The following is a 17,122-nucleotide window of genomic DNA, read 5'->3' on the forward strand; positions in this document are numbered from 1 at the left end:
GAGGCAACAGGATGTCCATTAACGATATTGTGATGTATGTTATCGCTCTTTTTTTAGTGTTGGGTGCATTGGATCAATGTTTGGGAAATCGCTGGGGTTTGGGACAAGCCTTCAACAATGGGTTTATGACCATGGGCTCTCTTGCTCTGGTCATGATAGGGATTGTTTCCTTGGCCCCTGTACTGGCCGCGTGGTTGATCCCCATTGTTTCACCGTTATATGTGGCAATGGGTGCCGATCCGGCATCCTTTGCTAATACGATATTGGCGGTAGATATGGGGGGATACGCACTTGCGGCAGAAATGGCGCACAGCCAGCAAGCGGGCGTGTTTTCATGGGTTTTTCTAGGGACCATGTTTGGCCCAACGCTCGTATTTACGATTCCGGTTGCCCTCGGCATTTTGGAAAAAGGGGATCATCCATATTTTGCAAAAGGTATCTTGATCGGTATTAGTACCATTCCCGTTGGCTGTTTCATAGGGGGAATGATCGCCGGATTTGACGTGATTATGATTTTAAAAAATCTGATCATTCCCATGCTTCTTTCAATAATCATTATGCTGGGTTTACGTCTATTTACGGAGTATACGATCCGATGGTTCAAGTGGTTTGGTAACGGCATTAGGCTTCTATCCCTTGTCGGTTTGGCAGCGATTGGGGTCGAAACCTTAACTGGATTTGTGATTATTCCCAATATGGCTCCGTTGTCTGTCGGTGTGCAAACGGTTGGAACGATTGCTATTGTATTGGCTGGTGCGTTTCCGTTGGTTGCTTGGATTACAAAAATATTTAAAAATCCGCTTCAACGGGCAGGACGTTTGCTAAACATAGATCCATCGGCTACTGCGGGTCTTGTGGCTAGTCTTGCTCATAATATTCCTACCTTCACTTTAGTTAAAGAGATGGAGCCCAGAGGAAAAGTGATCAGTATTGCCTTTGCTGTCAGTGGATCTTTCGTTCTCGGAGGACATCTTGGCTTTGTAGCTGGAATGGACAAGAATATGGTGATTGCCATGATCGTGGGAAAACTTACAGGCGGGATCAGTGCCGTAATTGTCGCAGTTATTGCACATCCAGCTACTACGAATAGAAAAATAGAAAGCGCATCCAAGAAGGAGTGAACATGATGGATCATAAAAAAACAGCCAAAGAAGTGTTGAGAGCCGTGGGCGGAAATGAAAATGTGAACAGTGTCATTCACTGTGTCACTCGATTGAGATTCAAACTGAAGGATAATCAATTGCCAGATAAAGAAAAGATCAAGCAGATTGACGGTGTCATTACCGTTGTAGAAAGTGGTGGCCAATTTCAGGTGGTCATCGGGAATGAGGTTCCCAAAGTATACGAAGCTCTTTTGGATACCATGGGAGTAAAGCATGGAGATCAGATGGTTGAAGACGATCAAAAAAATGAAAAAGCGAGCCTATTCAGTCGATTTGTCGATGTCATTTCAGGTGTGTTCATGCCCGTTGTGGGTGTGCTCGCTGCTGTGGGGATTCTAAAAGGACTATTGGCCTTATGCACATCCCTGGGCTGGATGACGGATCAGATGGGCACGTATAAAATTTTATATGCGACAGCGGACGCTATGTTTTATTTCTTTCCGGTTATTCTAGGGTTTTCAGCAGGTAAAAAGTTTGGAGGAAACCCGTACCTGTCCGCTGTTTTGGGGGCCGCCTTGGTGTATCCGACCATTACTTCGGCCTTTACGGATAAAACGGCGCTGTCCTTTTTGACGATACCTGTCGTTCTAATTAATTATACTTCTTCTGTTATACCTATCATTATTGGGGCGTTCTTGGCAGCTAAGGTCGAAAAAATGATAAGCAAGTTTGCACCTGCTTCCATTAAAATGTTCATTGTTCCTTTTCTGACCTTGGTCATCATATCACCGATTGTTTTTCTGGTTGTCGGACCGATCGCAACTATTATCAGCGATGGGTTAGCCAAAGGCTCTATGTGGATTTACCAGTTAAGTCCGGCTGTAGCTGGTCTCGTTCTGGCCGGATTCTGGCAGGCTATTATTATCTTTGGTCTCCATTGGGCGTTTATTCCAATTCTCTTGAATAATGTAGTTACGAACGGGTTTGATCCGATTAACGGTATGTTGTTCTGTACTACGTTTGCCCAAACAGGTGCAGCTTTTGCCATTGCTTTGAAATCACGGGACCCTAAATTAAAACCCATCGCCACTTCTGCCACAATTGCGGGTTTGATGGGGGTTACTGAACCAGCTATTTACGGGGTTACGCTCCCCACCAAAAAACCGTTTATTTTAGCCTCGATTGCTGGAGGTATAGGAGGAGCTGCAGCAGGCTTACTCGGCTCAACGGCATATGGATTTGCCTCAGGCGGTATTTTTGGTATACCTCTATTCATTAATCCAAAAGGCATGGATGCAGGCTTCATCGGCTTTATTATATCTTTGGTTGTAGCTTTTGTAGTCGCATTTATTCTGACCTATCTTTTCGGTTATAAAAATGCACAATCTGCGTCTGAAATTAAGGTTGCAGATGAAAACAAAGAAGAAGAAAAAACGATATTCAGTCCTCTACATGGTCAATTGATTCCTTTAACCACAGTGAAAGATGAAGCTTTCTCCAGTGGTGCGATGGGTCAGGGAGCCGCAATTATCCCCCGAGAAGGAGTAGCTTACGCACCTTTTAACGGAACTGTTGTTACCGTTTTCAAAACAAAACATGCGATTGGACTGATCTCTGAGGATGGAGTTGAACTGCTCATTCACATTGGAATTAATACGGTCAGCTTGAAGGGAAAACATTTCACTTCCTTTGTGTCTGAAGGAGATACGATTCAAAAAGGGGACAAGCTGGTTGAATTCGATCCCAAAGCTATAGAGGATGACGGATATGATATTACCACATCCGTCATTGTAACCAATACAGCCGTGTACACGGATATTTTAGTTGAAGATTCCAAGGATATTCATGCAGGAGACCGCTTACTAAAGATTAGATAGATTCCAATTCCAATATTCAATAATAAAAAAGGCAAGATAAAGCTGACGATGCCCCGTATATAAAAAGGGTTGTCGTCAGCTTTTTTTTTAATTACCTCACACCTAGCGTGTTCATCATCTGTCTGAAGGAACGCACATATTTATCCGGTGCCAACAGGTTAACGATTCGCGCCAGTCCTTTCTTGCGGATAGATTCGCGTTGAGGTACGTTGTTCATCAGGTCTAGTCCTTGCAGTATCGCCTGCAAGATGTCCCCCTGCTGATAAAATTTACCGGTTTCGTTGTGGTCAATGAATGCTCGTACTCCGTCTGAATCAGAGCTTAATACCGGGCAACGACAGGCCATCGCCTCAGCAACTGCATAGCCGAATCCCTCCACCAATGAGGTCGATAGCAAGTAGCCGCCTGAGTCGCCAATCATGGAGTAATACAGGGGCATATTGGCATGAGGTACGCTTTTAAAACGCTCGATAATGGAGGACATGCCAAGCTGAGTAAGCATTTTTTCGAATTGTATTTTATCCTCCGGCTGTGACAATGTTTCATCATAAAACATCCAGATTCGAAGATCCGCACGGTTTTGCAGCATCCAGTAAGAAATATCGACAAAATGCCTCCAGTTCTTGTTGGGCTCTAGCCGTCCAACCCAGGCAATAACCGGATTAGTTGGAGGAGTGTTAGGTACATAATTAAATACGCTGGTATCCAGCACGTTTGGAAACACATAGCGATTAAGCCATGGACACATGGTGGAGAAAAGATTCACTAAATGAGTCGTATCTGGTAGGAGCACTGCATCGGCGTAATTTTGAAGATACGGAACTGCATCTGCAACAACCCAAGCCGCTTCTTCGTGAGGGCCAAAGCCCTGCGATTCATAGATCAATATCCCCTGATAGCCCAACATTCGCAATCTGGGGAGCATAGGGTAGTCCGAAGAGACGATAATTGCATCGTAGCGATGAGTCTCCACCAGCTTTCGAATTTCTTCTTCAGAGGAAGTCGTGAACACTGGAATATCGCCGTGCAGGTTTTGCATCCCTGTACCCTGCTGATAATAGAGAAGATGACATTCGATCCCGTCCTGAATGAGCGCTTTACAACGCTGGCGGTTCAAGGTTTCTACGCCGCCGCTGGGTATATAAAAAGTAAATAGAACTTTGATCTCAATAACCTCCTTTGCCAACCACAAGCTCTAATACCAAGTTATTCAACCAACAGGACGGGGTGTGGGTTTCTATGGAAGCCTGGATTGAATTAGCGCATAATTATGACTGAGGCGAGAATCTTCCGGGGAGCGTTCTGTTGCTTCTTTCGCAAATTCACATGCTTTGTGTAAAAGGCCTAACTCGTAGCAAGCGAGGGCACCAAGATCATACAGCGTGGCGTCCCAGCAAAAATCCTCTTGCATGTACGTATCCGGTCGTGTAGAAATTTGCAGCGCTTCTTCAACCATATGATAGACGGCGGGCCAGTTCCGCGTATGATAGGCCAGCTGAGCCATTTCCGTGTAAGGTTCACGTAAATACGGTGCTTCCGCAATAGCCCGGTATAACCAACGTGTTGCCTCTTGCCATTGTTCACTTGCTTTATAGGCTCTAGAAATAAAGCGCATCGAAGCACTGCGTTCATCTGCCCAGCGTGCCTGCGGCATGGCAAGATGTTGTTGCAGCGTAGCAATGCACTCGTCCCAACGGCCATGATACATATATTCCCGCCCCAAGTAATGCATGTTGCGGTCATCCTCGGGAAACTCGCGCACAGACTGCTCCAGCAGTGGAAGGTATTGGCTGCGGGACTTGTGCGGATCGGGATCATGATACAAGCGGAGCTGGTCTGATCGGATGTTGCGTTCTTTACCCTCTCCGATATATTCAAGCACCTCGTGAACTGGGCGTACCCAGCGGTACCCGTGACGAGTGTGTATTTTTTCTTTCCAGAACCATGTATAAACGGTATCTTGCCCAGGCTGTCCATGTGTAAAGGCATATAGCATCCGGGTAGTTCCTTCCTTCCAGTTGCGTTCCAGCCGCGACCGCCAACCCTCCTCCCAGACTTCGTCCAGATCCGTACAGACACAAATATCTATATCATCAGGGACCAGCCGTAGGGACTCATTGCGAGCTTTGTCAAAACGCCAAGGAGTTACCTCTATACGATGCACCTCTGCACCCGCTTCGTGTAGCAGGGAAACAGTATCGTCTGTAGAGCCGGTGTCCGCTACAATGACAACATCGGCTTCACGCATGGTGTGCATCCAGCGTTTGGCGAATCGGGCTTCATTTTTGCTAATGGCATAGACAGCTATTTTGTACCGATTCGATTGTTGCATTCCGCTTGCTCCTCCTTTGACTTACTCAAAGATTAAGGGGTGAGTGTGGGGGACATTTTTATTGGGGAGGATTCAGGATTGAGCTGAAGAACTGTCGATTATGCAGGACGTACGGGTCGTTGGGAATGTAAATGGCAGCTTGCTCGTTGTGCCAATTCGCACGTGTGTAATCCTTCATCCGAAAATGGCAAATGCATAGCTGGATATGAGGAAACCACGTTTGGTACGCGTCTTGTACCGGGCCCATCGTGTCGGGAGGATTCAGAGTGGTAGCCATGTCGTACCAGTAAATAGCTTTGGAGATCTCATTTTTATGCAAAAAATAATGACCCATCCGACAGCACAGATCAGCCCTGGGCGTATCGAAGGTCAAACTATGGAGAGCCGCTGTAATGCTTTGCTCCAGCTTGCCAAGCTGTTGTAGACAATCAGCCATTTTGCTACATGCACTAATCGCGTCCTCTGCCCAGCATTGTCCAGTATCCAGAAAATCCTGGTAAACCTGCACAGCCTGCTCATATCTTTTATTGTCTCTTAACTCGTTAGCGTAATAGTAGAGGTCACGAGGAGAGAAGGCATGACCTTGGGCGAGCAATTTCTCATAGATTCGCAGGTTTCGTCCTGGAGAGACCGTGTGTGTTCTAGTGTGAGTTATGGCGATATCGGCATGTTGAATATTCCCGTTTACGGCGAGGTACTCATGCACGGCTCCGTGCCAACGGAACCCGGCTGACCTTCTAACTAAGCGGTTTCGACGAAAATGTAGGGTGACATTGCCATGATCATCAAAGGCATAATGATAATTCATAGACACGGAATCCACGATTGGTGTGGCTGAGGAATCAAGGGTTTGCTTCAGCTCAAGCAGCTTGACGGCGTCCTGTTCCTTCAAAATATCATCGGCATCCAGCCAGAGAATGTATTCCTGCGTAGCTTGTTCAAACGAATAGTTACGTGCAAGGGCAAAATGATCTACCCATTCAAATGGAAAAATTCGATCTGTAAAGTTGCGACATATGTCAATGGTCTGATCCTGTGAACCCGTGTCCACGATGTTGATTTCATCCACAATAGGATGGATCGATTCCAGGCAACTGCCAATAGTATTTTGGTCATTTTTGACGATCATGCACAGGCTGATACTGATCAATTGAGTACCACTCCTTTGGGAACCTTCTAAGGATTCAGGTCGAACATAAAGCTTTATTTATCAAGAGGTCTGATTATAGAAGCCCTGCCGCAATCGCGGCAGGGCAAGGATGACAAAGCCTAAACGGGCTGTGCGGCTTTGTCGATAAGGTATGGTACGTCGCTTAAATATAATGTGGTAGAAAAAAGAACGTTAGAGTCCGGTAGGCCCTGTAGGTCCAGTCGGCCCCGTAGGTCCGGTAGGTCCAATCGGTCCTTGTGGACCAGTGTCTCCTGTTGGTCCAATCGGGCCAGTAAATCCAAGGCCAAACGGTCCGGTAGGTCCAGTCGGCCCTGTTGGTCCAGCGGGTCCCGTAGCGCCTGTGTCGCCAATAGGTCCGACAGGCCCGATAGGTCCAGCAGGTCCGGTAAAGCCGGTGGCACCCGTAGACCCGACAGGTCCGGTAACACCTGTGTCACCCGTGGCGCCTGTAGGTCCGACAGGTCCAGTAGCACCTGTATCACCCGTGGCACCCGTAGGCCCGACAGGTCCGGTAACACCAGTGTCACCCGTGGCCCCTGTAGGTCCGACAGGTCCAGTAGCACCTGTATCACCCGTGGCGCCTGTAGGTCCGACAGGTCCAGTAGCACCTGTATCGCCCGTGGCACCCGTAGGCCCAACAGGTCCGGTAACACCGGTGTCGCCCGTGGCGCCCGTAGGCCCAACAGGTCCGGTAACACCGGTGTCGCCCGTGGCGCCCGTAGGCCCAACAGGTCCGGTAACACCAGTGTCACCCGTGGCACCCGTAGGCCCAACAGGTCCGGTAACACCAGTGTCACCCGTGGCACCCGTAGGTCCGACAGGTCCGCTAACGCCTGTAGCGCCTGTGGCACCCGCAGGCCCTGTAGCACCCGTAGGCCCGGCAGGTCCGGCTGGGCCCACAGCTCCAGCTGCACTTGCTTTAACAAGAGCAATAGAATCAATGGCTACATCAGCAGTGTTAGCCAAGGCATTTTTACTAATAACCAAAAAGGCAAAGGCTGCGTTGGCTGGAACAGGAGCTGTTACTTCATACAGGCTTTGCCATGTTCCGTTCACAGCGTCTGGCAATGTGCCTGCGCTCAAATAGGTAGTCAGCCCCGTGCTAAGGAAGCTAAAGGTTGCGTCATAGTAATACAGAAAAATGTTAACTTGAGGACTGGACAGGCTTCCTATTTTTGCAGCTGAGAGGCTTAATGTATAGCTTTCGCCTGGTGCAGCAAAAACGACCTGGGAAAGAGATGCATCTACTGCGCCTCCTGTCAGGATCGCACTATAAAAGTTTGTCTTTTTTACGGATAAGTTAGTGACGGTCACATTTGCAGCGTTCCAAAAAAGGGTAGATCCAGTCTCGAAGTCGCCGTTATTAACTAGATTGGTAAATAGTACGGTCATCGTTTTTTATACACTCCCTTCACACGTTGTAATGATAGTAGATGCGAATCCACGCCGTGGCGAACCGTACAAGTTTACGAGGGCAGATGCGCATTTCCATGTTCACATTTTAGACACATTATTTTAAGCTTCTATTTAAGTGACGTTAAGCTGGAGTTATATGTGGGGGGGTATCATTAGAGTTTAAAAGTGTAGCATGAGGCGAGGAGAGACCGTTTCGCGAAGGCTTTGGGCTTCCGATCGCTGGTGCTTCTCCAGCTCCAAACCCTCCGCTCCACTGCTACCCGCTACTCATGCAACATTTTAGGTGGGAGAGTAGTAGGATGAGAGCGCTCGCCCAAAGATTGATTTGGTCGTCCAAATCTATCGCTATGGAGTTTTTTTGATATGTGTGTGTAGTTCGATATGATTTGTCAATACGATAAAGGAAAGGGTGGAACATGTGCTCAAAGTACAGCAGGTGAGCAAGTGGTATGAGGGCAACCGGGGTGTACATAAGCTGGATTTTGAAATGCAGCGCGGTGAAATTGTTGGTTTCCTGGGGCCGAATGGTGCGGGTAAAACGACAACCATGCGCATGATTACAGGGTATCTTCAACCCAACGAGGGAGTGATTACGATTGATGGTATCCCGATTCAGGATAAGGGCAGACAAGCTCGTTCCAAAATCGGTTATCTGCCGGAGACGCCCCCTTTGTATGAGGATATGTCCGTAAGATCCTATTTAAAGTTTGTAGCTAGTATTCGTGACGTGCCTGCGAGAGAGCAGAAGCTGCGTATTTCGGAGATGATTTCCAGGCTAGGACTGAATGGGCGGGAAAAACAATTAGTCCGCAGTTTGTCCAAAGGGTATAAACAGCGCTTGGGACTGGCAGGTGCGATTATTCATAACCCGGATTTACTGGTGCTCGATGAACCGACCTCGGGTTTGGACCCCAATCAGATTTTGGAGATTCGTCAGCTCATTCAGGAGATTGGCGAAAATCATACGGTATTGCTTAGCACACATATATTGCCTGAGGTGGATGCGTTATGCAATCGTGTTCTCATCATCCATGAAGGCAAACTGGTCATGGATGGGCGCCCTGACACGCTCGGCGGTTCGATGGAAGATGGATTCAAGGTGAAGGTAGAGGTTAAAGGCAAGCGTGAGCAGGTGATGGATGTCCTTCGTACTTGGGGAAAAGTAGAGGTTGAATCTATGGCGACCACGCTGCCTTCAGCGAACACGGAGCTAAGTGCCGCAGAGTCAGATATGACTGGATTGCTACTCACAGGAGCCTCCGGTGAGGATTTTCGCGAAGAACTATTTTATGTGCTGTCTGATGCGAAGCTTCCGATTTTGGAGATGAAAAAAGAAAGCCTTAGCTTGGAAAATATCTTCCAGCAGTTAACGACACGCGAGACGGAAGAAGGTCAGGTCGGCGATCCAGCAGTACAAGACCTACATTCCTCGGAAACTACAGCACCTACGGCCATCACGGTGGAGCATGGAGAAGCTGCGTCCAGCAATGATAAGACTGAAGAAGATAAGGATACAGGAGGTAATCGGTCATGAGGCGTTTGTTCGCGGTCTGTCAAAAAGAGCTGCAAGCCTATCTGTGGACACCAACAACGTATTTTGCGCTTGCAGTGTACATGCTGCTGACGGGGTTACTTTTTTATACCAATTTTGTGATGTATCAGCCAAGCATTCTGGACTATCGGCTGGTACTCGGTGACACCTTGTCCATGCTGGTGTTCGTCGTCCCATTGCTCACGATGAGGCTGGTTGCGGAGGAATTCAGGCAAGGTACGGATGAACTGCTGCTTACCTCACCTGTGAGTGTGACGGAAATGATCGTGGGTAAATTTTTAGCGTCGTTGGGCATGTTGCTCATATTAGTGCTGTGCAGTCTAGCGTATCCGGTCGTGATGTCCTTTTATGGGTCGCTGGATTGGACGCTGGTATTAACATCTGTGATCGGTCTGTTTATGCTTGGCGCAGCCATGATGGCGATCGGCTTATTCGCTTCGACGCTTTCACAGCATCAGATGATGTCAGCGGTCGTCAGTTTTATTATTTTACTTGTGTTCTGGATGCTGGATTCGTTTGGTGGACAGACGGGTGCATCTGCGGCGGTACAGCAATGGCTGGAACCTTTTTCACTAACCGCACGGTTTGACAGTTTCACCAAAGGATTGCTGAATGGAGCCGATGTGATGTACTACGTGATGGTGGCGGTACTCTTTTTGCTATTCAGCATCCAAGTGGTTGAACGGAAACGGTGGAGGTAATGAATATGAAAAAATGGCTGGGTCATACCAATAGTGTGGTACTATCGATTGCTGCTGTAGGGATTTTTATTTTATTGACGTTATTTCTGCGTTCGCTGGGTGGCTTTCAACTGGATCTGACGGCAGGGAAGCAGTATACGCTGTCTGACCAAACGTTGACGACCATCCAGGATGTAAAGGAAGACGTACGATTGATTGCCTTTACCGTATCCACCTCGCAAAATCAGAAGCTGAACCGGGATGTTACGGATATGCTGAATGAATACGCCAAGCGTAACAGCAAGCTCAAGGTCGAGCAATACGATCTGAATCAGGAACCGATACTGGCCAAGCAATATGGTGTTACTGCAGCGTCTATTGTGTTGGTGCAGGGGGAGAAGAAACGGGTTATAGATATTGGGAGTCTATTTACGCAAGCTCAGGGGAGTGGTGAAGGGGCATACCAATTTACGGGGGAAGAAAAGCTGACGAGTGGATTGTTGGGATTATCATCTACCCGTCAAGGAAAAGTGGCCTTTCTAACTGGACATGAGGAAATCCCATTGTCCCAAATGACTGAATTAAGTAGCTCACTGTCACAAGATAATGTGAAAACAGAGGAAGTTCAGCTCAATCAGGCGGGTAGTGTACCCAAAGATGCGTCTGTATTGGCTATTGTTGGACCAGAACGTGATATCAGTGCAACAGAACTGAAGAGTATTCGTACGTATCTGAATGGTGGCGGAAAGCTTTTTATGGCACTAGGCTTTCACCCGAACATGGGGTCCGATTGGAAAAACCTTGATGCATTAGCGGCTGATTATGGAGTGAAGGACACTCATGCCATCGTGGTGGATCAAGAACAGACGAATACACTTGGACCGCTATGGACGGTTCCTACCTTCGGCAGTCATGCGATCACCGATAAGTTGGCGGCTTCCAATCTGTACCCTGTTCTTTCATTGTCTATTGCTTTGCAGGCAGGAGAGCAGAAGGATTGGAAGACGACGCTTTTGATGAAATCTTCTGGAGCTAGCTATGGTGAAACGAATATCCAAGGTCTGCTGAACAACGAAACACAGAAGGATGACAAGGACCCGCAGGGGCCGCTGGATCTCGGTTATGCGGTAGAAGGGAAAGACGGCAAGCCCAAAGCCGTTATTCTCGGAACGTCTGCCCTCTTAAGCGACACTGAGATCGGCACAGGAGGCAATCGAGACTTTGTGCTGAACAGTCTGAATTATGTGCAGGAGCATTCTGATGGGCTCACTATTCGTCCTCGTCAGGAGCAGGATTATAAGGTAGCTTACTTGACTCCTGCACAAGCGAAAACGATATTGACCATATCTGTCATCGGATTGCCGTTGCTGTTCGCGGTCATCGGAATCTTATTATGGTGGAGGCGAAGAAGAGCATGAGAAAATGGATACCCACAGTGCTGCTGTTAGTTGTATTGGGAGCGGGTATAATCTATGCAAAGAGCCAAAACTTTTTTTATGAACAAGCGCCGGCTGCTCGTCAGCTGATTCAGCTTACGCAAGAGAATATTACGTCTTTCGCAATCACTGGAAAGGACGGCAAGTCGGTGGAACTAGAACAACATGATGGCCAATGGAGTATGAGCAAGCCACGGACTTACCCGCTAAACCAATATACAATAGACCATTGGCTAGCGGCGATTCAAAATGTAAAGTTGGGTGAAGTGGTGGAATCTTCCCCTACAGACGTAGCCAAATATGGGATCTCCGCTACCCATGATCAGATTGAGATTAAGACCAAGCAGGGTGACGTTCGTACCTTTGCTTTCGGTGAAACGTTGCCTTCCGGAGATGCTGTTTATGTATTATCAGACAAAAAAGAGATAGCTTCTGTACCTATAGATACTCTTTCAGGGTTATTGCTGGGTGCTGAAGATTTTATAGATACAACGCCGTTCGATTGGGACGATACCAAGCTGAGCGGAATAGAGTGGGAAGGCCAAAATGCTTCATGGATGCTCAAATCCTCCGGTAACAGCGGGACCGGAGACAGTGCCTCCACATCTTGGACGCTGAACGGAAAGTCAGTAGCCAGCGACACGGCGACTTCCCTCTCGCAGCAGATCAAAAACCTGGCCAGCAGTCAGGCCTTGCGCAAAGCCTCTGAGCTGAGCAAGCCTGTCCACCGCTTTACGCTAAGTGTATCGCTGGGTAAGGATGATTCCCAGCTGGTCTATCAGGGCTGGACGCTTAAAGATGATCCAGATACCGTATGGGTTGTACCGCCACAAAGTAACTGGGCTTATGGTCTGTCAGTATCTGACGTGAACCGTACTGAACAGAATGCCCACGACCAAGCTCAGGCTGGAAAATAACCATTAGTAATTAAATTAGCTGCACAAAGAGGCTCCAACGGCGGATGATCGTCGTCTGGAGCTTCTTTGTGTTTGTTATTCGTCAGGTTTGCTGCTTTTGGAAGAAGAGTTGTTAGTGTCGTTTAAATCTTGGATTACTTGAATCAGCTCATGAAGTGAGACGTCCAGCTTATCCAGCTTTTCCTCCATCGTGTGCAGGATGTGCCGCAACAAAATAAAACAAAGTCCAGCCGGAAAGCCTACGTTGGTAACCAGAGAAAGAGCATCATCCATTTGCAATGTATTCCCTCCTTTTTAGCCATATATAAAGGAAGGTAAATTAAACGAACCATATACAACCGATTGTAAAAATAGTATAATAAATAAGAACAAATGTTCTGTTTTTGGTTGTAAAATAGGTTTGGAAATTACCCTATAGTATGAGGATTAGAAAAAGTCAAATCCAAAGAGAAAGGGTGATTTACAATGGATCAGTCTCAGCTAACATTGGTAGAACAATATCGAAAGAAGCTGTACCGCATTGCCTGGAGAATCCAGTATCGTGCTCGGGTACAAACCAATCATGAATTTGTAATGGAAAAGAACGAATCCGTCAGTGCCCCATCTTTTACAGAATCTTCAAACTCTCATATGTACACATTACAGCTTATCAACTCTCTATCTTCTGAGATCGGAAAAATGATCATCTTTGACCTTTACATACTAGATAAAACCGAAGCACAGATTGCAAAAGAGTTAAAGCTATCCCAACAGGCGGTGAATAAATGGAAAAAGAAAATGCTGAAAGAGTTATTTCGGATGCTGAGTTCGTCCAATTGCTAAAATTAGTACAAAGTGGAGATCAGGAGGCCATGTATAGGATACTTCAATTGTTCGAGGAAGACATTCAAAAGACCAGTCGATATATTCGTATGTCCCGTGAAGATGCTGTCCAAAGCATTGTGACTGATTTTATAGAAGAACTGCGACAAGAGTTAAAGACAGTGAAAAGTGGACAATGGATATAGCCTTGGCTATCCTTATCCGTAGGTTTACTTATTTAACGGAGGGCTTATAAGTTTATGATTGATAACAGGGCTTCTTTTGAGAAAAGTATGAAGATGTACCCAGTCAACAGTATTCGTTCCAATGTCATCATTCTTGTTTTATTACTGTTAGATCTGTTTCTGGTTATCCCCTTAGTGGGAAATCCATACATTGCAGTTTACGTGTATGTACTGTTGCCACCGATTGTTTTGATAAACATTTGGGCTCTAGTACTGGTCATCATGCCACGCAAATTGCAATTGAATTACATTTTATTCCGTGGTGTATTTGGTTTGATTTGTTCTATGGGCTTCATGATCATGACACAAAAGTTTGCTTATGGCATGTTGGGTCTGGATACTTCATGGTATTTTATAGGTTCTTTTGCCCTTTATGGAGTCGCTTTGTATTACTTTATAAAATATAATTTGGCGAAATTCAAAGATCCTTCAAAACATAAGAAGAAACCAAAAGTTAAGAAAAAAAACAAGAGAGCGCCTGTAGTGACGATCACCACATTTACTGGGGCTGGTTATCTGATAGCGAATGTTTTCCTCGGATTTGCTACACAACAATTAGTTGCCACAGTATTGATCAGTGTATACTCCATGCTGGCATTTGTTCTTTTTCATTTTATTATGGATTTACACCGCTACTATTGGCTTCATAAGCTGAGGAATCAGACAACAGATTGAACACAATGAAAAAAAGCCTGCAAATGCCCCAACTTAATAGGGATTCGCAGGCTTTTTAGGCTGTAGATTTATTTAGTCGACATACTTGTTGCCGTCTGCATCAATATAAATGGATTGAACAGCTGTACGGCGGTACGGATAACCTGCCTCTGTGGTGCCGCTAATTTCATAGGTTACAGAATAGATGCCGGGCTTGTCCGCTTTGGATAGCTCAATTTGCCCATTAGGTTTAACCGTTTTTTGCTGTGCCGTCAAACCTTTAGGTGCAGAAGTGACTCCTTGCTGCGGATCACCATAATATTGAACTTGGTAGGTGACTTGTGTCACGCTGTCCGGGGAATCCTGTGTTTTCAGGTTTAGCTTCGGACCCACTGCATTCAGATTGTATTTCAGTTCAGGAACTTGAACAGCCTGGTAACGTGCAATCAGGAGATACGCTCCTTGATCAGGAACTGTGACGTTCAGTTTATAGGTGCCCGGTTTTGGATTTTGAATGACGGCGTTATGATGCCAGGCACCAGCAAAAATATCGTCATCATAGCCTGCTTTCAGATTAATAATTTCACTAGTACCGTCAGGCTTGGTTAGTTCCAGCTTACTCACACGTTTATCGCTGATCCAGTCCAGATCAATGGATTTGACACCATTTTCAACAGTGAGGGTTTCTGAGGCATGTCCATTATAATCGCCGCCTCGAATAAAGTATGAATTGTCGATCTCGCTATAGGTGGCTTGTACAGCAGAAGCAGTCAGGGAAGATGCTGAAAGTGCTTCAGTTTCCTGATTCAATGCTGGAGTGTTTGCTTGGAGGTAGGGTTGGATCAGGGAGAAAACGTAGGAGCCAGTACGAACCTTGGCATGATCCCAAGATCCGACTTTAACTACACGTCCGCCGGGAAGCTTAGCGTTGTCGACTGTGACCACTCCATCATTCTTACCAAAGGATGAGAGGTAAAGTCCGCCCATTATGTAGGAAGCAGTGCCGCCAGACCAGTTATCACCAGCAAACGTGAAGAATGGAATTGTAGTCGCATTACTGAGTGCATCGGTCTTGGATCGGAAATACTTCATATAAGATGTTTGTAAAGTGGAGGTACCAGGATTTTGTGAGCCGACGATATCTGCCAGCCATCCGGCCCAGCTACTGTAGGCGAGATCTGCAAGTTGTGAGCCATGATGAGGACTGCTGAGGGTGATGACACGTTGTACATAGGGAGCGGCTCCGTTATATACGAGAGCGGTTTGAGTATCCACTCCACCTTTGCTGTGGGCGATAACGATAAGTTTTTTTCCAAAGTGATTACTGATGACCTTAATTTTGTCGGCCAGAAGCTTACCATTGTCCCACATATCTTGGGAGGTGCCATTTGTATCGTACAGATTAATGGTGGCTGTCTGGTATCCGGCGTCACGTGCACGCTGAAGCATATCGTTATTATTCTTGGTCCAGACTTCAGCACTACTGTTCAAACCATGTACGAACAAAAGTGCTGGCTTGGTAGGATCAACGCGATTAGGTGGTGGGCCTTCTACCCAGCTTCCAGCGGGATCTTTCGGGGGTTGGGGGGTAGTGGAACCTGCAAAAGCGCCGACGGGGACAAGAGTTATTGATAACAAAAAAATGAGCATTAAAACAGTGATCTTTTTCAAACTGAAAATCCTCCTTTGTAAAATAAAGTATTTTTCAAGCTTATTATACATGCCATCTTGTGGTAAATCATCAATTGTATTTCATATTTACATTAAAATTTTATTTTTTTAGTCATTTTTTAGTCAGGATATCCCTATGATTCATAGCGCATGATAATCTCGTCACACATTTTATAATGTATGGAGGATGAGTTCATGCCAGGAACTAAGAAGGTCATCAGTTTTACGATTTCTGCTGCTTTACTCGCCAGTATGGCTGCTTTGACCGGGTGCGGAAATGCCGATCATAACGTTCGTACGAACAGTACACGCTATAACGCGCAAAGCACACATCATATGGATGGTGTGAACCGTAATGGTATGGATGGTGTGAATCGTTATGGGGTTAAGTCGAATGGTATGGACGGGATGTCATTGAATGAAAATGGCAACCGAACCGGACATCCAGTCCGTAATCTGCAAGTCGATCGCAATTTGTCCAAACGTATATCCGAGATGCCGGATGTAAAGTCTGCGACAGTGCTGGTCGGTGAACGACATGCCTATGTAGCCGTTTCCTTGAAAGACCAAGCCAACGGAACAGGTGTCGGTGCTCCAAGTATTGACGGTACTCCAAGTGCTAACAGTACTGGACGTAACGGGAATGTACCGAGTGTGAATGGCGTTAATGGCACTAGAGGAAACCGTACTACGGATACTACAACGCCTGGAATGACAGACAATGGAGTTACCGGGAATGGACTTACCGGGAATGGAACACCTGCTCGTCGTGATGATGGTTTGTTCGGTACGATGGGTACAGGCTCGTACGGTATGTTGCGTGGCTTAACGGACAACAACAATCGCACAGATAACGGAAACACCACAATCGAGGGAGCAAGAACTGCATATGAACCAAGTGATGCAGTCAAGAGCCGTATCGCGAATAAAGTTAAGCAATTTGCACCTTCGATTGAACAGGTACATGTATCCGCTAACCCGGACTTTGTCAAACAAGCCACTGACTTTACACACAGTGTGCAAAATGGTCATCCGATTAGAGGCTTGAGCAATGGTATGGCGGATGTAATTGAACGTGTATTCCCAACTTCGGCGGCTGATACAAACCGCCCAATGGATAATACAACACCGACACGTCCACAAAATCATACCCCTGCCCCGATGAATCATCGCTAATTCAAACCCTATAATTGTGCAATGCCAAAGAAAGAGCTATCCATCTCAGCGAATACGCTGGTGGATAGCTCTTTAGTTTTGGGGGAATGAT

General features: G+C 46.5%; 16 protein-coding genes. 10 read left to right on the forward strand and 6 right to left on the reverse strand.

The features are described 5' to 3' along the window. Nucleotides 1-11: 11 nt before the first annotated feature. Together eutH and JOD82_RS17575 are read left to right on the forward strand one after the other, a co-directional pair. Complete coding sequence (gene eutH, locus JOD82_RS17570; RefSeq protein ID WP_029518308.1) at nt 12-1,121, forward strand: ethanolamine utilization protein EutH; 1,110 nt, start codon at nt 12-14, stop codon at nt 1,119-1,121. A gap of 5 nt (nt 1,122-1,126) precedes the next feature. Continuing rightward, on the forward strand, nt 1,127-2,980 hold the full coding sequence (locus JOD82_RS17575; RefSeq protein ID WP_209949764.1) for a beta-glucoside-specific PTS transporter subunit IIABC: 1,854 nt from the start codon (nt 1,127-1,129) through the stop codon (nt 2,978-2,980). A gap of 91 nt (nt 2,981-3,071) precedes the next feature. Here JOD82_RS17575 and JOD82_RS17580 read toward each other — a convergent pair whose 3' ends face one another. The 4 genes from JOD82_RS17580 to JOD82_RS29530 all read right to left on the reverse strand — a co-directional run bounded on the left by JOD82_RS17580 (nt 3,072) and on the right by JOD82_RS29530 (nt 7,875). Further along, nucleotides 3,072-4,166 (reverse strand): glycosyltransferase family 4 protein, encoded by a 1,095-nt coding sequence (locus JOD82_RS17580; RefSeq protein WP_029518310.1) that lies wholly within the window; start codon nt 4,164-4,166, stop codon nt 3,072-3,074. 51 nt (nt 4,167-4,217) lie between these two features. Then, complete coding sequence (locus JOD82_RS17585; RefSeq protein ID WP_069012658.1) at nt 4,218-5,312, reverse strand: tetratricopeptide repeat-containing glycosyltransferase; 1,095 nt, start codon at nt 5,310-5,312, stop codon at nt 4,218-4,220. A gap of 58 nt (nt 5,313-5,370) precedes the next feature. Beyond that, on the reverse strand, nt 5,371-6,462 hold the full coding sequence (locus tag JOD82_RS17590; RefSeq protein ID WP_165148627.1) for a glycosyltransferase: 1,092 nt from the start codon (nt 6,460-6,462) through the stop codon (nt 5,371-5,373). A 192-nt stretch (nt 6,463-6,654) separates the two neighbouring features. Beyond that, a complete protein-coding gene (locus JOD82_RS29530) occupies nt 6,655-7,875 on the reverse strand; it encodes an NTTRR-F1 domain (protein WP_208332639.1) in 1,221 nt (406 codons plus the stop codon). 442 nt (nt 7,876-8,317) lie between these two features. On the opposite strand from JOD82_RS29530, the gene JOD82_RS17600 reads away from it, so the two are divergent. Genes JOD82_RS17600 through JOD82_RS17615 form a run of 4 tightly spaced genes read left to right on the forward strand, consistent with a single transcriptional unit; the run spans nt 8,318 to nt 12,484 of the window. Continuing rightward, on the forward strand, nt 8,318-9,433 hold the full coding sequence (locus tag JOD82_RS17600; RefSeq protein WP_312887697.1) for an ABC transporter ATP-binding protein: 1,116 nt from the start codon (nt 8,318-8,320) through the stop codon (nt 9,431-9,433). Then, nucleotides 9,430-10,152, forward strand: coding sequence for an ABC transporter permease (locus tag JOD82_RS17605; RefSeq protein WP_209949735.1), 723 nt, complete (start codon nt 9,430-9,432; stop codon nt 10,150-10,152). Before JOD82_RS17600 ends, JOD82_RS17605 begins: the two co-directional genes overlap by 4 nt. 5 nt (nt 10,153-10,157) lie before the next feature. After that, nucleotides 10,158-11,549 (forward strand): GldG family protein, encoded by a 1,392-nt coding sequence (locus tag JOD82_RS17610; protein ID WP_029518316.1) that lies wholly within the window; start codon nt 10,158-10,160, stop codon nt 11,547-11,549. After that, entirely contained in the window at nt 11,546-12,484 is a 939-nt protein-coding gene (locus JOD82_RS17615) for a DUF4340 domain-containing protein (protein ID WP_069011012.1), read from the forward strand. Before JOD82_RS17610 ends, JOD82_RS17615 begins: the two co-directional genes overlap by 4 nt. Nucleotides 12,485-12,559: 75 nt before the next feature. On the opposite strand, the gene JOD82_RS17620 is transcribed toward JOD82_RS17615, so the two are convergent. Then, on the reverse strand, nt 12,560-12,757 hold the full coding sequence (locus tag JOD82_RS17620) for a YvrJ family protein (protein ID WP_230585117.1): 198 nt from the start codon (nt 12,755-12,757) through the stop codon (nt 12,560-12,562). A gap of 192 nt (nt 12,758-12,949) precedes the next feature. Here JOD82_RS17620 and JOD82_RS17625 point away from each other — a divergent pair, with 192 nt between their 5' ends. From JOD82_RS17625 to JOD82_RS17635, 3 genes are read left to right on the forward strand one after another with little or no spacing between them, the layout of a single operon-like run. Then, nucleotides 12,950-13,306: a hypothetical protein gene (locus tag JOD82_RS17625; RefSeq protein ID WP_029518319.1), complete on the forward strand. Its 357-nt coding sequence runs from the start codon at nt 12,950-12,952 to the stop codon at nt 13,304-13,306. Continuing rightward, a complete protein-coding gene (locus JOD82_RS29795; protein WP_080658658.1) occupies nt 13,249-13,491 on the forward strand; it encodes a helix-turn-helix domain-containing protein in 243 nt (80 codons plus the stop codon). Before JOD82_RS17625 ends, JOD82_RS29795 begins: the two co-directional genes overlap by 58 nt. A gap of 54 nt (nt 13,492-13,545) precedes the next feature. After that, nucleotides 13,546-14,205 carry a hypothetical protein gene (locus JOD82_RS17635; protein ID WP_209949736.1) on the forward strand — a complete coding sequence of 220 codons (660 nt, stop codon included), beginning with the start codon at nt 13,546-13,548 and terminating at the stop codon, nt 14,203-14,205. 72 nt (nt 14,206-14,277) lie between these two features. Here JOD82_RS17635 and JOD82_RS17640 read toward each other — a convergent pair whose 3' ends face one another. Then, a complete protein-coding gene (locus tag JOD82_RS17640; RefSeq protein WP_209949737.1) occupies nt 14,278-15,855 on the reverse strand; it encodes an esterase/lipase family protein in 1,578 nt (525 codons plus the stop codon). A 195-nt stretch (nt 15,856-16,050) separates the two neighbouring features. Between JOD82_RS17640 and JOD82_RS17645 the strand changes: the two genes are divergently transcribed. After that, nucleotides 16,051-17,031, forward strand: a complete 981-nt coding sequence (locus JOD82_RS17645) for a YhcN/YlaJ family sporulation lipoprotein (RefSeq protein ID WP_209949738.1) — start codon at nt 16,051-16,053, stop codon at nt 17,029-17,031. Nucleotides 17,032-17,122: the final 91 nt, after the last annotated feature.

The organism is Paenibacillus sp. 1182, assembly GCF_017833915.1.
Classification (GTDB): domain Bacteria; phylum Bacillota; class Bacilli; order Paenibacillales; family Paenibacillaceae; genus Paenibacillus; species Paenibacillus polymyxa_D.